At 67.9% G+C, this 20,047-nt stretch carries 18 protein-coding genes; 4 read left to right on the top strand and 14 right to left on the bottom strand.

The window, feature by feature from the left end:
- Positions 1-43: 43 nt before the first annotated feature.
- The 5 genes from ntrC to ACZK2G_RS00775 form a co-directional block, all read right to left on the bottom strand.
- A complete protein-coding gene (gene ntrC / locus ACZK2G_RS00795; RefSeq protein WP_046985379.1) occupies positions 44-1,492 on the bottom strand; it encodes a nitrogen regulation protein NR(I) in 1,449 nt (482 codons plus the stop codon).
- Positions 1,485-2,546, bottom strand: coding sequence for a two-component system sensor histidine kinase NtrB (locus tag ACZK2G_RS00790; protein ID WP_046985391.1), 1,062 nt, complete (start codon positions 2,544-2,546; stop codon positions 1,485-1,487). The genes ntrC and ACZK2G_RS00790 overlap by 8 nt, the downstream gene beginning before the upstream one ends.
- An 85-nt stretch (positions 2,547-2,631) precedes the next feature.
- On the bottom strand, positions 2,632-2,934 hold the full coding sequence (locus ACZK2G_RS00785; RefSeq protein ID WP_046985380.1) for a hypothetical protein: 303 nt from the start codon (positions 2,932-2,934) through the stop codon (positions 2,632-2,634).
- A gap of 108 nt (positions 2,935-3,042) precedes the next feature.
- Positions 3,043-4,203, bottom strand: a complete 1,161-nt coding sequence (gene mltA / locus ACZK2G_RS00780; protein WP_136638474.1) for a murein transglycosylase A — start codon at positions 4,201-4,203, stop codon at positions 3,043-3,045.
- Positions 4,204-4,268: 65 nt separating this feature from the next.
- Positions 4,269-5,780: an alpha/beta fold hydrolase gene (locus tag ACZK2G_RS00775; protein WP_478474396.1), complete on the bottom strand. Its 1,512-nt coding sequence runs from the start codon at positions 5,778-5,780 to the stop codon at positions 4,269-4,271.
- A gap of 127 nt (positions 5,781-5,907) precedes the next feature.
- Between ACZK2G_RS00775 and ACZK2G_RS00770 the strand changes: the two genes are divergently transcribed.
- Together ACZK2G_RS00770 and ACZK2G_RS00765 are read left to right on the top strand one after the other, a co-directional pair.
- The gene (locus ACZK2G_RS00770; RefSeq protein WP_136638472.1) at positions 5,908-7,617 is read left to right on the top strand and encodes a histidine kinase; all 1,710 of its coding nucleotides are present in this window, start codon (positions 5,908-5,910) and stop codon (positions 7,615-7,617) included.
- Positions 7,605-8,306 carry a LytR/AlgR family response regulator transcription factor gene (locus ACZK2G_RS00765; protein WP_046985383.1) on the top strand — a complete coding sequence of 234 codons (702 nt, stop codon included), beginning with the start codon at positions 7,605-7,607 and terminating at the stop codon, positions 8,304-8,306. The genes ACZK2G_RS00770 and ACZK2G_RS00765 overlap by 13 nt, the downstream gene beginning before the upstream one ends.
- Before the next feature lie 121 nt (positions 8,307-8,427).
- Here the strand turns inward: ACZK2G_RS00765 and ACZK2G_RS00760 are convergent, their stop codons facing one another.
- From ACZK2G_RS00760 to glnA, 4 genes are all read right to left on the bottom strand, one after another.
- On the bottom strand, positions 8,428-9,174 hold the full coding sequence (locus ACZK2G_RS00760) for an N-acetylmuramoyl-L-alanine amidase (protein WP_136638471.1): 747 nt from the start codon (positions 9,172-9,174) through the stop codon (positions 8,428-8,430).
- Between the two features lie 142 nt (positions 9,175-9,316).
- Entirely contained in the window at positions 9,317-10,747 is a 1,431-nt protein-coding gene (locus ACZK2G_RS00755) for an ammonium transporter (RefSeq protein WP_046985385.1), read from the bottom strand.
- A 21-nt stretch (positions 10,748-10,768) separates the two neighbouring features.
- Positions 10,769-11,107, bottom strand: coding sequence for a P-II family nitrogen regulator (locus tag ACZK2G_RS00750; protein WP_004134334.1), 339 nt, complete (start codon positions 11,105-11,107; stop codon positions 10,769-10,771).
- Between the two features lie 346 nt (positions 11,108-11,453).
- On the bottom strand, positions 11,454-12,863 hold the full coding sequence (gene glnA, locus ACZK2G_RS00745) for a type I glutamate--ammonia ligase (RefSeq protein WP_004134320.1): 1,410 nt from the start codon (positions 12,861-12,863) through the stop codon (positions 11,454-11,456).
- Between the two features lie 219 nt (positions 12,864-13,082).
- On the opposite strand from glnA, the gene ACZK2G_RS00740 reads away from it, so the two are divergent.
- Both ACZK2G_RS00740 and ACZK2G_RS00735 read left to right on the top strand, forming a co-directional pair.
- Entirely contained in the window at positions 13,083-13,877 is a 795-nt protein-coding gene (locus ACZK2G_RS00740) for an undecaprenyl-diphosphate phosphatase (RefSeq protein WP_136638470.1), read from the top strand.
- 73 nt (positions 13,878-13,950) lie between these two features.
- Positions 13,951-14,778 (top strand): META domain-containing protein, encoded by an 828-nt coding sequence (locus ACZK2G_RS00735; RefSeq protein WP_478474395.1) that lies wholly within the window; start codon positions 13,951-13,953, stop codon positions 14,776-14,778.
- A gap of 132 nt (positions 14,779-14,910) precedes the next feature.
- Here ACZK2G_RS00735 and ACZK2G_RS00730 read toward each other — a convergent pair whose 3' ends face one another.
- The 5 genes from ACZK2G_RS00730 to ACZK2G_RS00710 form a co-directional block, all read right to left on the bottom strand.
- Entirely contained in the window at positions 14,911-15,522 is a 612-nt protein-coding gene (locus ACZK2G_RS00730; RefSeq protein WP_136638468.1) for a YbhB/YbcL family Raf kinase inhibitor-like protein, read from the bottom strand.
- A 10-nt stretch (positions 15,523-15,532) separates the two neighbouring features.
- Positions 15,533-17,602, bottom strand: coding sequence for a tetratricopeptide repeat protein (locus tag ACZK2G_RS00725; protein WP_478474394.1), 2,070 nt, complete (start codon positions 17,600-17,602; stop codon positions 15,533-15,535).
- Positions 17,603-17,658: 56 nt separating this feature from the next.
- Positions 17,659-18,648, bottom strand: coding sequence for a YheT family hydrolase (locus ACZK2G_RS00720; RefSeq protein WP_211195188.1), 990 nt, complete (start codon positions 18,646-18,648; stop codon positions 17,659-17,661).
- 52 nt (positions 18,649-18,700) lie between these two features.
- A complete protein-coding gene (locus ACZK2G_RS00715; RefSeq protein WP_046986729.1) occupies positions 18,701-19,492 on the bottom strand; it encodes a lysophospholipid acyltransferase family protein in 792 nt (263 codons plus the stop codon).
- A gap of 120 nt (positions 19,493-19,612) precedes the next feature.
- Positions 19,613-20,047: a hotdog fold thioesterase gene (locus tag ACZK2G_RS00710; protein WP_046986728.1), complete on the bottom strand. Its 435-nt coding sequence runs from the start codon at positions 20,045-20,047 to the stop codon at positions 19,613-19,615.

The raw sequence follows: 20,047 nt of genomic DNA, 5'->3' as shown, positions 1-20,047 counted from the left end.
AACAGTTCGGCAAGCGGGTGCGAGGATCGCGTGCAGGGACCGTTCAATGGCCCCCGCGGCGGCGCCCGGCGCCCAGCTTGCGGGTGAGGGTATTGCGGCCGAGGCCCAGGCGGGCAGCGGCTTCGGCACGGCGGCCATGGGTGATCTGCAGCGCCGCCTCCAGCAAGGCATGATCGACCCGCTCGCGCACCTGTGCGTGCAGTCCTTCCACGCCCTCGCCCAGCTGCCGGCGTGCCCATTCGGCCAGCAGCGCCTCCCACTGCCCCGGATCGGCGCCACTGGCGCTGCTGCGGCGGCCCCGCGTGCGATTCAGCGCGGTATCAACGTCGGCCACGCCGATGGTATCGGCGGCGGCCAGCGCCGCCATCCGCCAGCACACGTTCTCCAGCTCGCGTACGTTGCCCGGCCAGTCGTGCTCGCGCAGCGCCTGCAGGGCGGCGGCGGTCAACCGCTTCGGCGGCGTATCCAGCCTGTGTGCAGCGGCAGCCAGGAAGGTGCTGGCCAACTGCGCGATGTCCTCGCGGCGCTCGCGCAGCGGCGGCAGCTGCAGGCGCACCACGTCCAGGCGGTGCAGCAGATCGGCGCGGAACTTGCCCTGCGCGACCAGGCCTTCCAGGTCCTGGTGGGTGGCGGCCACCACGCGCACATCGACGCGGATCAACTCGCGGCCACCGACGCGGAAGAACTCGCCCTGTGCCAGCACGCGCAACAGACGGGTCTGCAGCGGCAGCGGCATGTCGCCGATCTCATCCAGGAACAGGGTGCCACCGTTGGCCTGCTCGAAGCGACCGATATGGCGGCGCTGGGCACCGGTGAAGGCGCCGGCTTCGTGGCCGAACAGTTCGCTCTCCAGCAGCTCGGCCGGGATGGCGGCGGTATTGAGCGCAACGAAGGGCGCCTGTGCGCGCGGCGATTCGCGGTGCAGGGCATGCGCCACCAGCTCCTTGCCGGTGCCGGTCTCGCCGGTGATCAACACCGCCAGCGGTGCCTGCGCCAGGCGGCCGATGGCGCGGAACAGCGCACGCATCGGCGGGGTGTCACCCACCAGCTGCGGTGGCTGATCGCTGCGGGTCTCGGCTGCGGTTGTGGGCGCAGCCATTGCCGGCGCCACCGCCGGCAGCACGCGCTGCGCCAGCGCCACTGCATCATCCAGATCAAACGGCTTGGACAGGAATTCATGCGCGCCGCCGCGGAATGCACCGGCGGTACTGGCAACATCGGTATAGGCCGACATCACCACCACCGGCAGCTGCGGCAGCGCGGCCTTCAGCTTGTCCAGCAACACCAGGCCATCGTCGCCGGGCATGCGTACATCGGTGAACAGCAGCGCCGGCGGCGGGCCCTCGCTCAGGGCCTGCAGGGCGGGAGCGGCGCTGTCGAAATCGACAACCTGGTAGCCCGCCTCGCGCAGCGCGGTGCACAGCACGAAGCGCACGGCACGGTCGTCGTCGACCACCCAGATGCGTTGTGCGGGAGTGGAGGCGTCAGACATCGCGCGGGGCCTCCTCGGCCGGGGCGGCGCCGTTGCCGATCGGCAGCAGCAGAGTGAACACGGTATGTCCCGGGCGCGAGCGATAGGTCAGCGTGCCGCGATGTTCGCGTGCGACCTGCTGCGCCAGCGCCAGGCCCAGGCCAGTGCCTTCGGCGCGACCACTGACCAGCGGCAGGAACAGATGCTCGGCCAGCTCCTCGGGCACGCCACGGCCGTCGTCGGCAATCTCCAGGCGCAGCGCCAGCGTGTGCAGCTGCTCGGCGATGCGTACGCCGTGCTCGACGCGGGTGCGCAGGGTGATGTTGCCGGCACCGGCCTGGATCGCGTTGCGCACCAGGTTCCACACTGCCTGGGTGAGGCGGTCGGCATCGCCATGGAATTCGGGAATGCTGGGGTCGTAGTCGCGCTGCAGGCGTACCGCCCAGCCGGCCTCGTTCTCGGCCAGGCGCAGCACGCGTTCCAGCGCGGCGTGGATGTTCAGTTCGGCGTGAGGCGCGGCCGGGGCCGGTGACAGCAGCTGGTCGAGCAGGCCGTTGAGGCGTTCGATCTCCGAACCGATCAGCTCGATCAGCTCACGTTCGCTGGCGTCACGCTGGGCGGCGCGCCGGGCCAGCAACTGGGCCGCGCCCTTCAAGCCAGCCAACGGATTGCGCAGTTCATGGGCCAGCCCCTTCAGCGCCGCGCTGAGCGCGCTGGGCAGGGCCTGGGTCGGGTCGAGCCCGGGGAACTCATCGACCGGGTGCGCCTCCAGCAACCAGCCACCATCGTCGCGGCGGCTCATCCAGCCCTCGGCGAAGCGCGGTGCCTCACCGGGCACCGCCAGCGCCAGCCGGTTCAGGCGCAGGCTGTCGCGCTCATCGCGGGCCAGGAAATGGGCCAGCGCCTCACCCTGCACTTCCAGCGCGGCCAGGGGCTGGCCGAGCAGGCGGCGGATGCTGACACCCAGCCAACGCGCGAAGGCCGGGTTGCAGCCGATGATGCGGCCATCAGCCCCAGCCCAGGCCAGCGGCGTGCCCAGGGCGTCGAGGGATGGCGGCGGTGTGGGGTCGGACATTGCACCAATGTAGTGCAAAAACCGGATCCGGGGTCAGAGTCCTTTCCGTATGGAAAGGGATCCGACCCTGCGGGGCCTGCGACGGTTACACCGGGTAGCCGGTCGCCTCGCGGGCCTTCTTCCAGGCGATGTCGAACTCGCGCGCGCTGATTTCGTCGTCTTCATCGAAATCCATGAACGACACCGGCTGGTCGGCCAGCACGAAGCGGTCATCGCTCTGCCCGGTTTCATCGGCCCAGACCACCTTGGCCCCGTAGATCTCCACCTGGCGCACGATTTTTTCACCACGGGCTTCCATCAACACGTTGCCCTTGCCCAGGCTCGATTCGGCCCAGTGCTTGTAGTACTTCTTGCTGTTGGTCTTTGCGTTGGGTTTTGCGTATTTCATTGCATTGGTCCTGGCCGCAGGTGCGACCGGAAAGTTCGGAATGGCGCCATTATCAGGCATTCGCGCGCAGATCCCTTTCCTGCGGAGAGGGATCTGACCCCTGCCAAACTACTTCGGCAAGGGGGCGCCCTTCGGCCACAGCATCCAGATGCTGCCCTTCTGTTTCATGTCACCGGCCAGCTTGCCCGCGGCATCGCCGCTGCCCCAGTACAGGTCCGCGCGCACTTCGCCGGCAATCGCGCCGCCGGTGTCCTGCGCGGCCACCGGGCGCACCACCGGGCTGCCGTCCGGGCGCGTGGTGGACAGCCACAGCAGGCTGCCCAGCGGCACCACGGTGCGGTCTACCGCCACGCTGTAACCCGCCGTCAGCGGCACGTTCAGCGAACCGCGCGGGCCTTCCGGGCTGTCCGCGCTGCGTACGAAGAACACGTAGCTGGGGTTGCTGCGCAGCAGTTCCGGCACACGGGAAGGGTTGGCCCTGGCCCAGGCGCGGATCGCGTCCATGGTCACGTCCTCCTTCTTCAGCTGGCCCTGGTCCACCAGCCAACGGCCGATCGCGCGATAGGGATGCCCGTTCTGTTCGGCATAGGCCAGGCGCACCTGCGTGCCATCGGCCAGGCGAACCCGGCCCGAGCCCTGGATCTGCAGCAGCTGCAGGTCCATCGGATCGGTCAGCCAGGCCAGCACCGGGGCCTTGGCGCCCTTGGCCGCGATGGTGCCTGCATCGTCATAGGGCTTGAGCACCTTGCCATCGACACGGCCGCGCAGGCGCTTACCCTTCAGTTCCGGGTAGACGCTGTCCAGCTGCACCACGATCAGGTCATCCGGCGTGCCGTACACCGGCACGGTGGCCTTGTCGGTGCGGGTCAGGCTGCCGGGGTAGATCGGCTCGTAGTAGCCGGTGATCAGCCCATCAGCCTGGTGCCCCCCGGCACGCAGCGCGTAGGCATCGAGGTCGCGCTGCAGGAACTGGCGGATCGCGGCAGGGTCCTTGTCGTTCACTGCTGCAGCCGTAGTGCAGGGCTTGGCCCAGACAGCGTCGTTCTTCAGGCGGGTGCAGCTGCTGCGCCAGGCAACGAAGCCGGCCTGCAGATCGGTATCGGAAACCGGCGGCAGCGCACTCCATTCAACCTTGGCGTAGGTGGCGGCAGGCTTGATTGGTGCTGGCGGTGCTTCGGGACGGGTGCCGGTGGTGCTGCAGGCCGCAAGCACGGCCAGCGCAAGAAGGCTCAAGCTCGTGCGGCTCAGGGGGGCGATGATGTCTTTCATTGCCCCAATGTAGAGGAAATGGCACGGCACCGGACCCGTCGGGTGCCCGGCGCCGCGCTCTCCCTTCAGCGTCCGCCGCTACCCAGCAGGCCACTGTTGCTGGTGGCGAACACCGGCGGCGGCACGTCCAGCATGGCATCGCTCACGGTGCGACCGGCCAGGAACTCGACGATGCTGCGGGCGATGGCGGGGTTGCCCGTCCACAACTCGTTGTGATGGCTGGCGTTGCGTACCAGCAGCGAGCGGCCGTTGCGGAAGCCTGGACGCAGTGCATCGGCGTTGGCTGGTGGCGTGCGTCCATCCAGCGTGCCGCTGATGAACAGCACCGGCACCTCGCTGCGCAGCGGGCCACGGAAGGATTCGCCCAGATCGGCCAGGCCCAGGCCGTTGCCGATGGCGGGGAACGGGAAGTTCAAGGCGTCGCCGAACAGGCTTTCGCGCGCCTGCGCCTCCACCCGTGCCAAGCGCTGCGGGCTCTGCCCGGACGCCACATCCATCGCCAGCCCCATTGCCGGGTACTCGGCGAACTGAGCACGCACGATCAGCACCAGGTCTGCCAGCGGATCGTAGTTGCCGCGCTCGGCCTCGCGCAGCACCAGCGGCAGCCACTGCTGGGTGTGCCGCTGGCCGAGCGCATTGGCGATCAGGATCTGCGCATCGAATTCACCGATGGTCACCTGGCGACCCTCGTGCATGCGGCTGCGGCCCTGCCGTGGCTGCTCACGCAGCGCCTGCAGCACGCGTGAGGCCGATCCGACCAGATCGTCGAAGCCATCCTTGCGCGCCAACTGCGCAAGCTCCTGCAGCAGCGCGTCGCTGCTCAGCGGCAGCTTCAGTGTGTCATCAGGACCTTCGGTGCCCATCAACACCACGCGCTCGAGGCCTTCACCGTGCAGTCGCACCGCAGCCAGGGCCAGATGCGTGCCGTAGCTCATGCCCCACAGGCTGATCTTCGGCACACCCAGCGCGCGGCGCAGGTCGTCAAGGTCGGCGGCGCTCTCGGCCGTGGTGTAGGCACCCAGATCAACGCCAGCCTGCCGCCAGAACGCCACGCACTTCGCTGCCGTTGCCTGCAGCGCGACCAGCGCCGTATCGCGCTGCAATGGCTGCGCATCATCGAATCGGGTCTGGTGCGGGCATTCCGGCGGCGGTTCGGACAGGCCGGCGCCGCGCTGGTCGAGCAGCAGCACATCGGTCTCGCGGCGGACCAGGTCGAACACCGGCCAGCGTGGGCCGCGCGCAGTGTCGATGCCGGAGCCGCCCGGGCCACCGGCCAGGTAGACCACGGGAGCGCTGCGACCATTGCCGCCGTTTGCACGCAGGCGTACCACTTTCAGCTGCATGCGTGGTCCATCCGGCTCGCTGTGCCGTCGTGGCACCGCAAGCACGGCGATTTCCGCAGGGATGCTGCCATGTGCCTTGGTCTGCAGTGTGTAGGGCTCGAACGCCAGTGCAGCCGGACTGGCCTGCGCGGGGGTGGCCACGGCCAGCGCCAGGCCGATTGCAGCCAGCGCGGCGGCGATGGCAGTGCGGCAACGATGGGAACTGCGGGGAAGCGTGCGGGCGCTGCGGGTCATGTCGGGCTCCGATGGAAGGACGTGCGCCACCAGCGTCTGCCCTTCCGCAGCACACGGGGCGTGCGCACCTGCCGAACGTCTCCAGGCGGCCGTCCACTGTCTCCACGCAACCGATAGGATGGCCTCCATGCAGATCCCACGAACCCTGGCTGTCCTTGCTGTGCTGCTTGCGGCCGTGGCCGTCTGGCTGCTCGTGTCGACGCCGCCACCCGGTCTGGTGCAGGTGCCGGGCGCGCAGATGGCGCTTGCGAACATCGGGGCCGCCGGCGCCGTGCCCGCGCGACCGCCGCAGGATCTGGACTGGCAGCCACTGGACCAGCGCGAGCTGGCAGGTTGGCGCGGCCCCTACTGGCTGCGCTGGCAGGTGCCAGCGCCGACCACCGCGGACGTGCATGGCCGCACGATGCGGCTGTCGCTGCGTGCCGCCAGCCAGCTGTACTGGAACGGCAACCCGTGGGTCGGCAATGGCGTGGTCGGCCGCAGCGCTGCGGAAGAGCACCCTGGACGCATCGACCTTGTGCGTGTGCTGCCTCCTGCTTCGGGCAACCGCAGCGACGAACTGATCGTGCTTGCGTCGAGCCAGCAGCAGCACTTCCATCTGCATGGTGCCGATGCGATGGTGCTGATCGCACCCGCGGCCGTGCTGTACGGCCAGATCATCCTGCCGTGGTTGATCGCCGCCTTCGCCACCGGTGCACTGGCGGCGGCCTGTCTGTACTTCCTCACCGTGTTGCGCGGCCAGACGCAGGCACCCGGGGCCCGTCTGCTGCTGGCACTGGGCGCAGTGGGGCTGGCACTGCCCGTGGTCGAGGCCTGGCGCTCCCTGCTGGGGTATCCCTATCCATGGCATGGCCCACGCCTGGTGGCACTGTTGTGCCTGCATGTGGCGGCAGCGGCGTTGCTGCCGGCCTATCTTGCACGCCGCTTCGCGGTAGCCATGCCGCGGGCCGCCTACCTTGGCTATCTGGCCGTGATCATTGCCGCCGCTGTCGCGCTGCCCGGCTTCGATACGCGCTCAGCGGCAGTGCTGCTGTCGAGCCTGATCGCCTCGGCAGGGGTACTGTTGCGCGCGCATGGCGAGTCCGAGGACCGCTGGCCGATCCTGGCCTTGCTGCTGGCCGGACTGCTGGCGCTGCTGGTCGCAGGCGGCGCCTTCCTCGATGGGCCCTTTTTCCTGCTGCTGGCGGTGCTGATGGTGTTCCTGCTGCTGCGCCACGCTGCCCAGTTGCAGGCACTGGACCGGCACAACGCTTGGCTGAGCGAAGAACGCGCGCAGCTTTCGCTGCAGCTGCTGCAACGGGGCATCCAGCCGCATTGGCTGATGAACACCCTGACTTGCCTGCAGGAGTTGATCGAACAGGCACCAGCGCGTGCCAGCCGCCTGGTGGAATCACTGGCCGACCAGTTTGATCGCCTGCGCGACAGCAGCAGCCGGCGCAGCGTTCCCCTGCAGGACGAACTGGCGCTCTGTCGCAGCCATCTGGATATCGTTGGCATGGCATTGGACCAGCGCATGCGGCTGGAGGTCGATGGCGAAGACGCGATGCTGTCGTTGCCGCCCGGCATCCTGCATGCCCAGGTGGAGAATGCATTGACCCACGCAGGTGCGCTGGCCTGCGCAAAGCATCCGTTCCACCTGCACGTGCAACGCACCAACGCGCGCTGGATACTGGAGCTGCGCAGTGCGCGGGGTTCCGCCCCACACCGTGGCCGCGGCACCGGCACGCGCTATATCGAGGCCAGCCTGGCCGCCGCCTGTCCTGGCGGATGGGCCTTCGTGCAGGGCGCCGAAGGCGACCACTGGTGCAGCCGGATCGAACTGACATGCGCATCCTGATCGTCGAGGATGAGCCGCTGGTACGCCAGCGCCTGCTGCGCCTGTGCAGTGAACTGGCAGGCGCGCGCGCGCGCTTCGACGCCGTTGCTGATCTGGAGTCGGCCGGAGATCGACTGCAACGCAGCGTCTACGATGGCCTGCTGCTGGACCTCAACCTGGGCGGCGACGATGGTTTCGAGCTGCTTCGGCGCGCGGTGGCCGGACGCTATCAGTGCGTGGTGGTGTCGGCCCATCGCGATCGCGCGCTGCAGGCATTCGAGCATGGTGTGCTCGACTTCGTACCCAAGCCGTTCTCGCGTGAGCGCCTTGGCCAGGCACTGGAACGCCTGCTCGACACCGGCGGCTCCCGCCCTGGCCGCGCGCGCTATCTGGGTGTCTGGCGGGCGCAGGGCACGGCGACCGTAGAACTTGCTGACGTGCTCTGGATCCGCGCCGACGGCGACTACAGCCAGGTGCGCATGCGCGATGGCCGCAGCGAGCTGCACGACAAGTCCCTGGCCGGACTGGGCAGCGTGCTGCCTGGCGACTTCGTGCGTTGCCATCGTTCCTATCTGGTCAATCTGCAGCATGTGCGCATGCTGCATGCAGGATCGGGCAGCCGTTACTGGCTGGTGTTGAGCGATGGCAGCGAGCTGGCCGTGGGCCGCGCGCATGTGGCGGCAATACGCGGAGAGCTGGGGATGGAGTGAGGTGTGGAAGCTGCCAGCCATGGGCTGGCACTACTGCACTTCGTGGTGGTGGCCGCGCTGCGCGCTCGCCGGGCATGGCCCGGCGCTACCCACTTCCGGGTGTTCTGCGCCGCGCGAGCATCTACGGGGTCTGCAGCAGCAAGGAATGCAGGATGCGGGCATCTTCGGCATCCAGCGTCTTCGGCAGGTCGTCGCGGCCACGGAAGCGACGGTGGAAGGCGGCGACGGTGGCCTCGCGGTTGTCCAGCGGGTAGCCAAAGCGGGCCAGCGCATTCCATGCATCGAAGCCTTCGGGTGCCGCACCATCGGCGGCGCGCGGCCACACGCCGAACCCGGCGTCGGCCAGCTGCTGCCAGGGGAAGAAGCGGCTTGGGTCCTGCTTGCGGGTCGGCGCCAGGTCGGCATGGCCGATGACCTGCCGCGGCGGGATGTTCAGCCGTTCAGTGAGATCGCGCAGCAGCACGATCAATGACTCGATCTGCGCCGGGCTGAAGGGACTGCGACCGTCGTTGTCGAGTTCGATGCCGATCGAGGCTGAATTGAGATCGGTGATGGTGCCCCAGCGCCCGGCACCGGCATGCCAGGCGCGGCGTTCATCGGCCACCAGCTGGTAGCGATGGCCATCGGCGCCGATCAGGTAGTGCGCGCTGACCCGTCCGCCGCTGTTGGCGGTACGCAGCGTGTGCAGGCTCTGCTGCACCGACTTCTGCTCGGTGTGATGGATGACGATGATGACCGGCGTGCGCGCGTTCTGGTTCGGCGACGGCACCCAGGTGGCGAGCGGATTGCGGGCTTCCTGTGGCGCGGAAGCGCAGGCGGCCAGCAACAGACAGGCCGAGAGCATCAGAGCGGTGCGGATCGGGTGCATGGCCCGATTGTGCGCGATCAGGCCGGATGATGCATGCCACGGTGCCGACCAACGGTCGGCACCCACCAGAGCAGGAGCAGTGCCAAGCAAGCTTGGCACCCACCAAACGCAAAGGCGGCCCCGCAGGGCCGCCCGCCACGCATCAGGCCTCGTAGGCCGATTCGCCGTGCGAGGTCACATCCAGGCCAGTACGCTCTGCTTCCTCGGTCACGCGCAGGCCGACCACGCTGCGCACCACCAGCAGGATCAGCGTGGTCACCACCGCCGACCAGACCACCGTCAGGCCAACACTGACCACCTGCACCCACACTTGGTGCGCGATATCCAGATCGGCCTTGGTGCCGCCCAGCGACTGCGCACTGAACACGCCGGTGAGGATCGCGCCGACGATACCGCCGACACCGTGTACGCCGAACACGTCGGCGGTGTCGTCCACCTTCAGCAGGCGCTTGAGACCGGTCACACCCCACACGCAGACCACACCGGCGACGAAGCCGATGACGATCGCGCCGAGCGGGCCGACTGTGCCGCAGGCCGGGGTGATGCCGACCAGACCGGCCACCGCACCCGAGGCGGCGCCCAGTGCCGACGGCTTGCCCTTGCTGATCGCTTCGACCAGCGTCCAGCCCAGCACGGCAGCAGCGGTGGCCAGCACCGTGTTGAGGAAGGCCAGCGAGGCGACGGTATCGGCGGCGGCGGCGGACCCGGCATTGAAGCCGAACCAGCCGACCCACAACAGCATCGCGCCGATGTAGGTGAACGGGACGTTGTGCGGCTTCAGCGCGGTCTGTCCGTAGCCCAGGCGCTTGCCGACGAACCACGCGGCGACCAGGCCGGCAACACCGGCATTGATGTGGACCACGGTGCCGCCGGCGAAATCGATCGCACCCATTTCACCGAGGTAACCGCCACCCCACACGATGTGCGCCATCGGGATGTAGCTGAGGGTGAACCACAACGCCGAGAACAGCAGCACCGCGCGGAACTTGATGCGCTCGGCGAAGGCGCCGACGATCAGTGCGGTGGTGATGCCGGCGAAGGTCGACTGGAAGGCGACGAACAGGTAGTCCGGCAGGCCCTTGATCGGGGTGTTGCCCACCGACTCCGGCGTGAACCCCTTGAGGAAGGCGAACTCGGTGAACGAACCGAAGAACGGATTACCGGCGCTGAACACCGCGCTGTAGCCATAGGCCACCCACAGCAGCAGCACCAGCGAGAACACGACCAGGATCTGGCTGAGCACCGACAGCACGTTCTTCGAACGCACCAGGCCGCCGTAGAACAACGCCAGGCCCGGCACCACCATCAGCAGCACCAGCAGGGTGGAGGTCAGCATCCACGCCACGTCGCCATGGTCGTAGGCCGCGGCGGCTTCGGCGACGGCAGGTGCGGCAGCCGCGGCGACCGGGTCCTGCAGCGGTTCGACCGCTACGGTTTCGCTTGGCAGCGGCGACACCTGGGCCTGCGCATGGGCAGTTCCCGGCCAGGCGCCAGCAGCCAGCGCACTGAGCAGCATCAACAGGCACACCAGATGGAACCGGGCTTGCCACCCGGTGAGAAGGCGCATCTTCATGGGGGAGTCTCCGGAAGGGGGTTACAGCGCGTCGGCACCGATTTCGCCGGTGCGGATGCGGATGACCTGTTCGACGGCGGTGACGAAGATCTTGCCGTCACCGATCTTGCCGGTGCCTGCAGACGACTGGATCGCTTCGATCACTGCGTCGGCACGTTCGTCGGTGACCACGGTTTCGATCTTGATCTTGGGCAGGAAGTCGACCACGTACTCGGCACCGCGATACAGCTCGGTGTGGCCCTTCTGGCGACCGAAGCCTTTCACTTCGGTCACGGTGATGCCCGACACGCCGGCATCGGACAAGGCCTCGCGGACCTCGTCGAGCTTGAACGGTCGGATGATGGCGGAGATCAGTTTCATGCGCATGTCCCGATGGTGGATGGGGCCAGCGCGCCAGCGCGCGATGGCATCAGGCAACCACGGGCCATCGTGTTGATGGCCGTGGCTGTTGCACCGGACACGAACCGGGCCGGGACAGCCGTGCCTCTCTCCTTGCACGGCCGACGCGGGAGGGAGGGCGGCCCATGTCGCGTATCCGGTCTCTCTTACCCCTGGATCAGCGGGCCAAGGGCCCGCGTTTCCAATGCAGCGGACCAATGGTCCGCTCTACCACGGCGGGCCGGGGCCCGCCCTGCGGCTCCCCAGCCGCGAAGACGGAAGCGATGGCGGCGGGTGGGAGGGGGAAGCCCACCGCCATCGCCACCGATCAGCTGGCGTAGTACAGCTGGTATTCCAGCGGGTGGGTGGCCGCGCGGAACTTGGTCACTTCCTGCATCTTCAGCGCGATGTAGCCGTCGATGAAGTCATCGCTCATCACGCCGCCGGCCTTCAGGAACTCGCGGTCCTTGTCCAGCGCTTCCAGCGCCTGGTCCAGCGAGGAGCAGACCTGCGGGATCAGCTTCTCTTCTTCCGGCGGCAGGTCGTACAGGTCCTTGTCGCTCGGTGCGCCCGGGTCGATCTGGTTCTTGATGCCGTCCAGGCCGGCCATCATCAGCGCGGTGAAGGTCAGGTAGCCGGACTGGATCGGATCGGGGAAGCGCATTTCAATGCGGCGTGCCTTCGGGTTGGACACCCACGGAATGCGGCACGATGCCGAACGGTTGCGGGCCGAGTAGGCCAGCATCACCGGCGCTTCGTAGCCCGGCACCAGGCGCTTGTAGCTGTTGGTGCCCGAGTTGGCGAAGGCGTTGATGGCCTTGGCGTGCTTGAAGATGCCGCCGATGTACCACAGCGCCATCTGGCTCAGGCCGCCGTAGCCGTCACCGGAGAACAGGTTGGTGCCGCCCTTGGACAGCGACTGGTGCACGTGCATGCCGCTGCCGTTGTCGCCGACGATCGGCTTGGGCATGAAGGTAACGGTCTTGCCGTTGCGGTGCGCCACGTTCTTGATCACGTACTTCATGCGCAGCAGTTCGTCGGCCTTCTGCACCAGGGTGCTGAACTTGGTGCCGATCTCGCACTGGCCGGCGGTGGCCACTTCGTGGTGCTGCACTTCCACTTCGATGCCGACCTGTTCCAGGGTCTTGCACATTTCGGCGCGCAGGTCGTGCAGGGTGTCGGTCGGCGGCACCGGGAAGTAACCGCCCTTCACGCCCGGACGGTAGCCGCTGTTGGCGCCGTCGTACTTGGCGCCGCTGTTCCACGCCGCTTCTTCCGAATCGACCTGGAAGAAGGTGTGGCCCATTTCATTGGCGAAGCGGACCGAATCGAAGATGAAGAATTCCGGCTCCGGGCCGAAGAAGGCGGTTTCGGCAATGCCCGAGGACTTCAGGTACGACTCGGCGCGCTTGGCGATGCCGCGCGGGCAACGGCCGTAGGGCTGCATGGTGGCCGGGTCGAGGATGTCGCAGCTGATCACGATGGTCGGATCGGCGTAGAACGGATCAACGTAGGCGCTGGCGGTGTCCGGCAGCAGCACCATGTCCGATTCGGCGATGCCCTTCCAGCCAGCGATCGAGCTGCCATCGAACATCTTGCCTTCTTCAAACAGCGACGGCTCGACGATGCTGACCGGGAAGGTCACGTGCTGCTCGACACCGCGCATGTCGACGAAACGCAGGTCGACGAACTCGATCTGGTTGTCCTTGATCAGCTTTTCTACGTTTTCCACGGACATCGGTACGACCTCGGATGGGGATGAATGCCTGCTGAGGTACAGCAACGACCGTGCCAACTTTTGGCCGCCCGCAAGTCATTGATTTCAAAAAGGGCGCTCCGGATCGGTGCAGAACAGCGCGCACCAAACGGGTGCAACTGGAACCAGACGCACCCGTTTGGTGCGGCATGGATCGTCTATTCTTTCGACCTTCTTCTGCCGCCCACACCCGCACTGTCCATGTCCGACCTGCTCTCCGCCCTGCTGCTGGGCATCCTCGAAGGCTTGACCGAATTCCTGCCGATCTCCAGCACCGGCCACCTGCTGATCGCCCAGCACTGGCTGGGCGCGCGATCGGACTTCTTCAACATCATCATCCAGGCCGGTGCGATCCTGGCCGTGGTGCTGGTGTTCCGCCAGCGCCTGCTGCAGCTGGCCACCGGCTTCGGCCAGCGCGAGAACCGCGAGTACGTGTTCAAGCTCGGTGCCGCCTTCCTGGTAACCGCGGTGGTTGGCCTGGTGGTGCGCAAGGCCGGCTGGTCCCTACCGGAAACGGTCAGCCCGGTGGCCTGGGCATTGATCATCGGCGGCATCTGGATGCTGCTGGTGGAGGCCTATACCGCACGCCTGCCCGACCGCGACCAGGTGACCTGGACGGTGGCCATTGGTGTCGGCCTGGCACAGGTGGTGGCCGGTGTGTTTCCCGGCACCTCGCGCTCGGCCTCGGCGATTTTCCTGGCGATGCTGCTGGGCCTGAGCCGTCGCGCGGCGGCCGCCGAATTCGTGTTCCTGGTCGGCATTCCGACCATGTTCGCGGCCAGTGCGTACACCTTCCTGGAACTGGCCAAGGAAGGAAACCTGGCCAGCGAGAACTGGACCGAGGTGGGTGTGGCCTTCATTGCCGCGGCCATCACCGGCTTCGTCGTAGTGAAGTGGCTGATGGGCTACATCAAGTCGCACAGGTTCACCGCGTTCGCGCTTTACCGCATCGCGCTGGGCGCCGCGCTGCTGCTGTGGTTGCCCTCCGGCAGCTGAACAGCGCCGGGGCACGGTAACCCCGTTGCCGGCCCCACCCCGTTTCCCCCACGGTTCCCCAAGGAGAATCACCATGAACCGCAAGCTCACACTGCTCCTCCCGCTGGCCCTGATGGCCGCCTGCAGCCAGACCCCGGCACCGGCCGGCACCGGCGGCGACGACGTTGCCCCGGCGGCGGCCAAGGCAGCAGACCAGCAGACGCTGGCGCACCTGGATGCGCAGCGACTGCAGAGCCAGCATTGGCTGCTGCAGCAGGCCACCGCCGCCGACGGCAAGCGCATCGACGCGCTGTTCGCCCGCGAAGACAAGCCGGTCACCCTGGACTTCGCTGATGGCCGCCTGTCGGTCAGCAACGCCTGCAACCACATGGGTGGCGGTTACACCCTGGCCGACGGCAAGCTGAGCGTCAGCGCGATGGCCTCGACCATGATGGCCTGCACCGACAAGGCGCTGATGGCGCTGGACGAAGCCGTCTCCAGCCGTCTGCAGGGCGAACTGAAGGCCGAACAGGACGCCAACGGCGTGCTGACCCTGACCACCGCCAAGGGCGATGTGCTGGTGTTCAACCCGGAACCGACCGCTGAAACCCGCTATGGCGGCGCCGGCGAAACCGTGTTCCTGGAAGTGGCTGCGAAGACCGAAAAGTGCTCGCACCCGCTGATCCCGGATTACCAGTGCCTGCAGGTGCGCGAAGTTAAGTTCGACGACAAGGGCCTGAAGCAGGGCGAGCCGGGCAAGTTCGAGAACTTCTACGGCAACATCGAGGGTTACACCCACGAAGACGGCGTGCGCAACGTGGTGCGTGTGAAGCGCTACGAAGTGAAGAACCCGCCGGCAGATGCGCCGTCGCAGGCGTACGTGCTGGACATGGTGGTCGAGTCGGCCATCGAGAAGAAGTAAAACGATGGAAGGGCGGCCGAAAGGCCGCCCTTCTTCGTTGGCGGTAGAGCCGGCCGCTGGCCGGCTGCCACAGGCACCGCCGGCGGACATGGGACATGCCGGCCAGCGGCCGGCACTACCCGATATACAGCCTCAGCCCAGCGCCGGGTTCAGCGTGTAGGTGCCGTGCAGCGCCGCTTCGGCCAGTACGTGGCCGTGCATGGCGCGGTACGCATCGGCGGCGGTGAAGCGCACCGGCAGATCCAGCGAAGCCACGTCCAGCGCGAACACGCGGAAGAAGTAGCGATGCATACGCTCGTCGTTGAACGGCGGATACGGGCCGTCGTAGCCAAGGTAATCACCGGCCATGTCCGGGTTGCCGGCGAACCAGCCGGTGAAATCGTTCAGGCCCTGACGGCTGCCGGCCGGGCCAGCCGGCGCGGTCTTGCCCTTCACCACGAACCCGTCGCTGCAGCTGCCTGCGGCGATCTCCTGCACCGAGGCCGGGATATCGGCCATCACCCAATGCACGAAATCGCAGCGCGGCTGGTCGCGCGGCACGGTCATGTCCGCGCGGCCGACCGTTTCCGGCACGGTCGGCACGTCCGGGTCCACGCATACCAGCAGGTACGAACGGGTGCCTTCCGGCACGCCGCTCCAGGCCAGGTGCGGATTGCGGTCCGGCGCGAAGCCGGCGGCATCGCCGGCGGCGAACTCGCGGCCGATCGGTGCACCGTTGGTCAGGCTGTGGCTGCTCAGTTGCATCGGTGTCTCCTCACTCTTCCGGGTAACCCAGGCGCACCGCGATCGGGGTGAGCTTGGCGAAGGCGGCGCTCATCACGTCGCGGTAGGTGCGCCAGTGGCCCGGCGGGAAGCGCGGTGCACCCAGCTGGGCGGCCGGCGGCATCGGCCGCTCGAACAGGCGGCCCAGCAGATCGGCCATCGCCTGCGGATCGTTGCCGATCTGGTCGATGCGCAGCAGCACCTGCGGATACAGGTCTTCCTCGTGCAGGGTGGCGACCTGGGCCAGTGCGCGTGCCAGCCATTCGCTGGCTTCGGCCAGCGAGGTCATCGCCAGCGGTGCGGCGGCGCCATAGGCCACCCAGTCCAGCAGCATGTCGCGCGGATCGCGCACCACCACCAGCAGGCGGCCCTGCGGCAACTGCGGGCGCAGCGCCCACAGCAGCGCGTTGTCCCACCACAGCAGCCAGTCGATGACGGCGTCGTCCTGGATCCCACGCGACGGCAACTGCTCGCGCCAGCGCTGCACCAGCCGCTCCGGGGTCAGCACGCCGGACGCGAGGTCCTGCAGCGTGTGGTAGTTCTGGAAGGCATCGTCAGGCGCATTGGAGGTATAGCGGTCGCTGCGCAGCACCGGGCTGGCGGCGGCCAGGCCGGTCGCCACGCGTTCCACGCCCGAACCCGGTGCGCCCCACAGGAAGATCGGCGCAGAGGTGGCATCACCGTCGATCTCGCCCTTGTCCGGCCAGCTCGGCGGTGCCTTGGCCTGCGGCGGCAGCGGCAGGCGCTGTGGTGCCTGCTCGGCCTGCAGCGCCAGCCACGTGTTCAGTGCTTCTTCCGGCTGGCCGGCGCGATCCTGGATTTCACCCAGCCAGGTGCGCAGGTCGGCGCGATGGCCTTCCGGTGCCATGTCGATCAGCGCCTGCACGCGGGCGACGGCGGCGGCCGGGTCGCGCTGCAGCAGGCCTTCGACCAGGCGGGTTTCGCCGCTTACGCGGCCCGGCTCGAGGCTGACGATGCGCTCGGCGATTGCTTCGGCCTGCGCATGCTCGCCCAGCATGTCATGCAGGCGAAGGCGTGCTTCCAGCGCCGGCAGGTGGCCCGGCATCGTATCCATCCAGCGCTCGACCGTCGCGGCGGCGGTGGGGCTTCCAACGTCTTCCACGGCCAGCCGTGCCAGCCACAGGTCGTGCAGCTGCGGATGCTGTTCCAGCGCGGCGTCGAGGCGTGCGCGCGCCTCGTCCTCGCGGCCCAGGCGCTGCCAGGACATCAGCAGCAGCTGCAGTACCTGACGATCGTCGGGCAGCGATTCCAGCAACGGCAGCAGATGCTCCAGCGCCTGCAGCGGCTGCCCGCTGCGCAGGGCCAGCTCACCGGCCAGGCGGCGCATCGACGGTGTATCCAGGCCTTCCTGCTGCAGGGCGATCTGCATTGCTTCGGCCGCCGCCTCCAGGTTGCCCTGGCGCAGCGCCAGCTGCACCACCAGGCCGTGCAGCGAGGTGATCGCCGGGTTCAGCTCCAGCACACGGCGGAAGGCCTGTTCGGCGAAGGCCAGCATGTCCTTGCCCAGATAGGCGAAGCCCAGTGCGTAGAGCACGCGGGTATCGTTGGGCTGTGCCTGGTTGGCGGCCGACAGCAGCGTCAGTGCACGATCCGGGTCGTCACGGCGCAGCGCGATCATGCCGTCGATGGTCAGCAGTTCCGGATGGTCCGGCTCGACGCGCGAGGCAAGAGTGGACAGGCGCTGGGCTTCGTCGAAATCGTTGCGGCCGATCGCCAGGTGCGCCCGCATCAGGTAGGCGGAGAAGGAATTGGGATCGAGGCCGGTAGTACGCGCCAGCGCTTCGTCAGCACCTTCGAACTGGCGCAGCGCCAGCAGCAGGCCGGCGTGCTGCAGGTGCAGCTGGGCATCGTCCGGAGCCAGCTGCAGCGCCTGCTGCAGGGCCTCCATCGCGGCCCCGGCGTTGCCCTGCTGCTGCAGCGCAAGCGCCAGCCAGCGGTGGGCCTCGGCCTGGCCGGGTTCATCACGGGTCCACGCCTGGGCCAGCTGCACGGCCTGGTCGGCCTGGTTCTGGCGCAACGCTTGGATGATCTGGTCTTGCATGACAGTCCGGTTCAAGTGCAAACCCGCATTGTAGCGGCCTGCGCACCGGTGCCGGTTCAGGCCTGCAGCACCCGCTGCAGGCGCTGCGCCACCCAGCGCTCGGAGAAGCCATCACCCCGCCAGTTTTCGAGGAAGCCGCAGTGGCCTCCCCAGCAGGCCGTTTCCAGGTGCGCCTGGCGCGGCAGCTGCCAGTCGCTGAAGGTCACGTACGGGATCACCGGGTCATCCTTCGCCATCAGGATGTCGGCCGGCACCTGCAGCGTGGCCAGGCGGTCACCGGCAATCGAATAACCGTCGAAATAGGCCTGCAACGAGCCGAAGCTGGTATGCCGTTCGACCAGCCATGCGGTCAGCGCGCGGATGTCCAGCTTCAGCACGCGGTCGTCGCAGTCGCTCAGCTCGGGGAACAGGTCGCGCTTGCGGCGCAGCGAACCGGCCCATTTGCGGCGGAAGTACCAGTCGTACATCGCCGGGCCGCTCTCGATGCTGTCCATGGTCAGCGCCGGGTCCAGCACCGGGCACACCGACGCCACCCGCAGCAGCGGCACGCCGGCGGCCGGCGCGCGCAGGGCCAGCCGCAGCACGAAGTTGCCACCCAGCGAATAGCCGGCCGCCACCAGCGGCAGCTGCGGCCAGCGCTGGGCGATATCGCCTGCGGCATGCACCACTTCGTCGATCAGGTTGGAATGGAAGATGCCGGGGTTGAGGTGATGGGTGTTGCCGTGATCGCGGAAGTTCAGGCGCACCACATCGAAACCCTGTTCGATCATGCGCGCAGCCGCCATGCGCATGTAGCTGGATTCGGCACTGCCCTCCCAGCCATGCAGCAGCAGCGCGATGCCCTTGGGCTCGCGACCTTCGACATGGCTGTGCCAGCCCTGCAGGCGCACGCCGTCGCCGCCATCCAGGATCAGTTCTTCGCTGACCGCACCGGTGGCCGCCAGCAGCAGCAGGCCGCGCTGCAGGCGCATGCGGCTGGAGCTGAGCATCGACTGCAGGTGCGGATTGCGCAGCCAGCGTGGCGGCTGGTAGTCGGCCGCATGCAGCGTCGGCGTACCGGCGTCCAGGACAGGTGGCGGGATCAGAGCCACCGCACCCTCACTGCGTGCTCATGGCCGCCACGATGCGCGCGCGCGAGGTTTCCGCGATGCGCCGACGGCCTTCCAGGTCCTGGGCACCGATCGGCTCCAGGAAATGCACTTCGGTATGCCGCGCCGGCTCACCGAGCAGGCGCAGGAAATTGGCGAAGAAACTCTCGCCTGGACCGAACGCGACAATGGTCTGCGCGTCGCCCTTCAGCCCGTACACCAGCGCCACCGGCTGCACCGGCACGCCGGTTTCAACGGCAGCCTGGAAGATGCGGGCATGGAACGGGCCCACCTCGTGGCCTCCGCGGGTGCGCCCTTCAGGGAACACGCCCACCGCCTTGCCGGCACGCAGCCGGTCGGCCATCACCTGCATCACCCCACCGAGCGATTCGGTGTTGCCACGCTGGTGGAAGATGGTCTGCCCGCGCGCGGCCAGCCAACCGACCAGCGGCCAGCTGGCGATCTCGCGCTTGGCAACGAAGCCCATCATGCGCTGGCTGTGCAGGATGGAGATGTCGACCCAGCTGACGTGGTTGGCAACGAACAGCACCGCGCCCGGCAGCGGCCTGCCGACCTGCGACAGGCGGAAGCCGAAGATCCACATCAGCCCGCCCTGCCACCAGTTCACCACTTTGGCTCCGAACGTATCCTCGCCCACCCGCAGCTCGCCCCACGGCGGCAGCATGCCGATCAGGATCAGCGGCAGGAACACGGTGATGTGGACCAACAGCAGCGGTACGCGGTACAGGTAACGGCACACACGCGCCACGCCGCCACGGGGGGCCGGAGTGGGGGAAGTCATCCGCGCACGATACCGGAGCGCCGCAGCAGCTGCCAGCCGATTTAGGCCATAACAGCCATTGGCCGGGGCAATCGGCGGGGAACGCTGGGTTCCGCTGCCGTCAACGCGCCCTCGTGGGGCTCAACCGTGGCCGGCGGCCACCACCGCCAGGGTCAGCCGCGAGATGCACACCAGCCGCCCCTGCTCGTCCTCGATGCGGATCTCCCACAGCTGGGTGCTGCGGCCCACGTGCAGCGCGCGGGCGGTGCCGGTGACCGTACCCGAACGCACGGCACGCACGTGGTTGGCGTTGATCTCCAGGCCAACGCAGATCTGCTTTGTGGCATCCACGCACAGGTTGCCGGCGCTGCTGCCCAGCGTCTCGGCCAGCACCACCGAAGCACCGCCATGCAGGATGCCGTACGGCTGCCGGGTGCGTTCGTCCACCGGCATGGTGGCCTGCAGCCAGTCCTCGCCAACCGCACTGAAGACGATGCCCAGCGATTCGATCGCCGTGTTGCGGCTGAGCGCGTTGAGCTGCTCGATGGAAACGGCTTCGCGGAACACCTGGGTCAT

The organism is Stenotrophomonas sp. 107298_Sma, from assembly GCF_056480345.1.
This window is presented reverse-complemented; position numbering and strand designations above follow the sequence as displayed.

Excerpts from the sequence above, each read along its gene's own strand:
- ACZK2G_RS00750 (WP_004134334.1), bottom strand. The coding sequence starts at position 11,107 with ATGAAACTGATCTCCGCCATCATCCGACCGTTCAAGCTCGACGAGGTC.
- ACZK2G_RS00755 (WP_046985385.1), bottom strand. The coding sequence starts at position 10,747 with ATGAAGATGCGCCTTCTCACCGGGTGGCAAGCCCGGTTCCATCTGGTG.
- ACZK2G_RS00775 (WP_478474396.1), bottom strand. The coding sequence starts at position 5,780 with ATGACCCGCAGCGCCCGCACGCTTCCCCGCAGTTCCCATCGTTGCCGC.
- glnA (WP_004134320.1), bottom strand. The coding sequence starts at position 12,863 with ATGTCCGTGGAAAACGTAGAAAAGCTGATCAAGGACAACCAGATCGAG.
- ACZK2G_RS00725 (WP_478474394.1), bottom strand. The coding sequence starts at position 17,602 with ATGCAAGACCAGATCATCCAAGCGTTGCGCCAGAACCAGGCCGACCAG.
- ACZK2G_RS00760 (WP_136638471.1), bottom strand. The coding sequence starts at position 9,174 with ATGCACCCGATCCGCACCGCTCTGATGCTCTCGGCCTGTCTGTTGCTG.
- ACZK2G_RS00740 (WP_136638470.1), top strand. The coding sequence starts at position 13,083 with ATGTCCGACCTGCTCTCCGCCCTGCTGCTGGGCATCCTCGAAGGCTTG.
- ACZK2G_RS00785 (WP_046985380.1), bottom strand. The coding sequence starts at position 2,934 with ATGAAATACGCAAAACCCAACGCAAAGACCAACAGCAAGAAGTACTAC.
- ACZK2G_RS00715 (WP_046986729.1), bottom strand. The coding sequence starts at position 19,492 with ATGACTTCCCCCACTCCGGCCCCCCGTGGCGGCGTGGCGCGTGTGTGC.
- ACZK2G_RS00790 (WP_046985391.1), bottom strand. The coding sequence starts at position 2,546 with ATGTCCGACCCCACACCGCCGCCATCCCTCGACGCCCTGGGCACGCCG.
- ACZK2G_RS00770 (WP_136638472.1), top strand. The coding sequence starts at position 5,908 with ATGCAGATCCCACGAACCCTGGCTGTCCTTGCTGTGCTGCTTGCGGCC.
- ACZK2G_RS00730 (WP_136638468.1), bottom strand. The coding sequence starts at position 15,522 with ATGCAACTGAGCAGCCACAGCCTGACCAACGGTGCACCGATCGGCCGC.
- mltA (WP_136638474.1), bottom strand. The coding sequence starts at position 4,203 with ATGAAAGACATCATCGCCCCCCTGAGCCGCACGAGCTTGAGCCTTCTT.
- ACZK2G_RS00735 (WP_478474395.1), top strand. The coding sequence starts at position 13,951 with ATGAACCGCAAGCTCACACTGCTCCTCCCGCTGGCCCTGATGGCCGCC.
- ACZK2G_RS00765 (WP_046985383.1), top strand. The coding sequence starts at position 7,605 with ATGCGCATCCTGATCGTCGAGGATGAGCCGCTGGTACGCCAGCGCCTG.
- ntrC (WP_046985379.1), bottom strand. The coding sequence starts at position 1,492 with ATGTCTGACGCCTCCACTCCCGCACAACGCATCTGGGTGGTCGACGAC.
- ACZK2G_RS00710 (WP_046986728.1), bottom strand. The coding sequence starts at position 20,047 with ATGACCCAGGTGTTCCGCGAAGCCGTTTCCATCGAGCAGCTCAACGCG.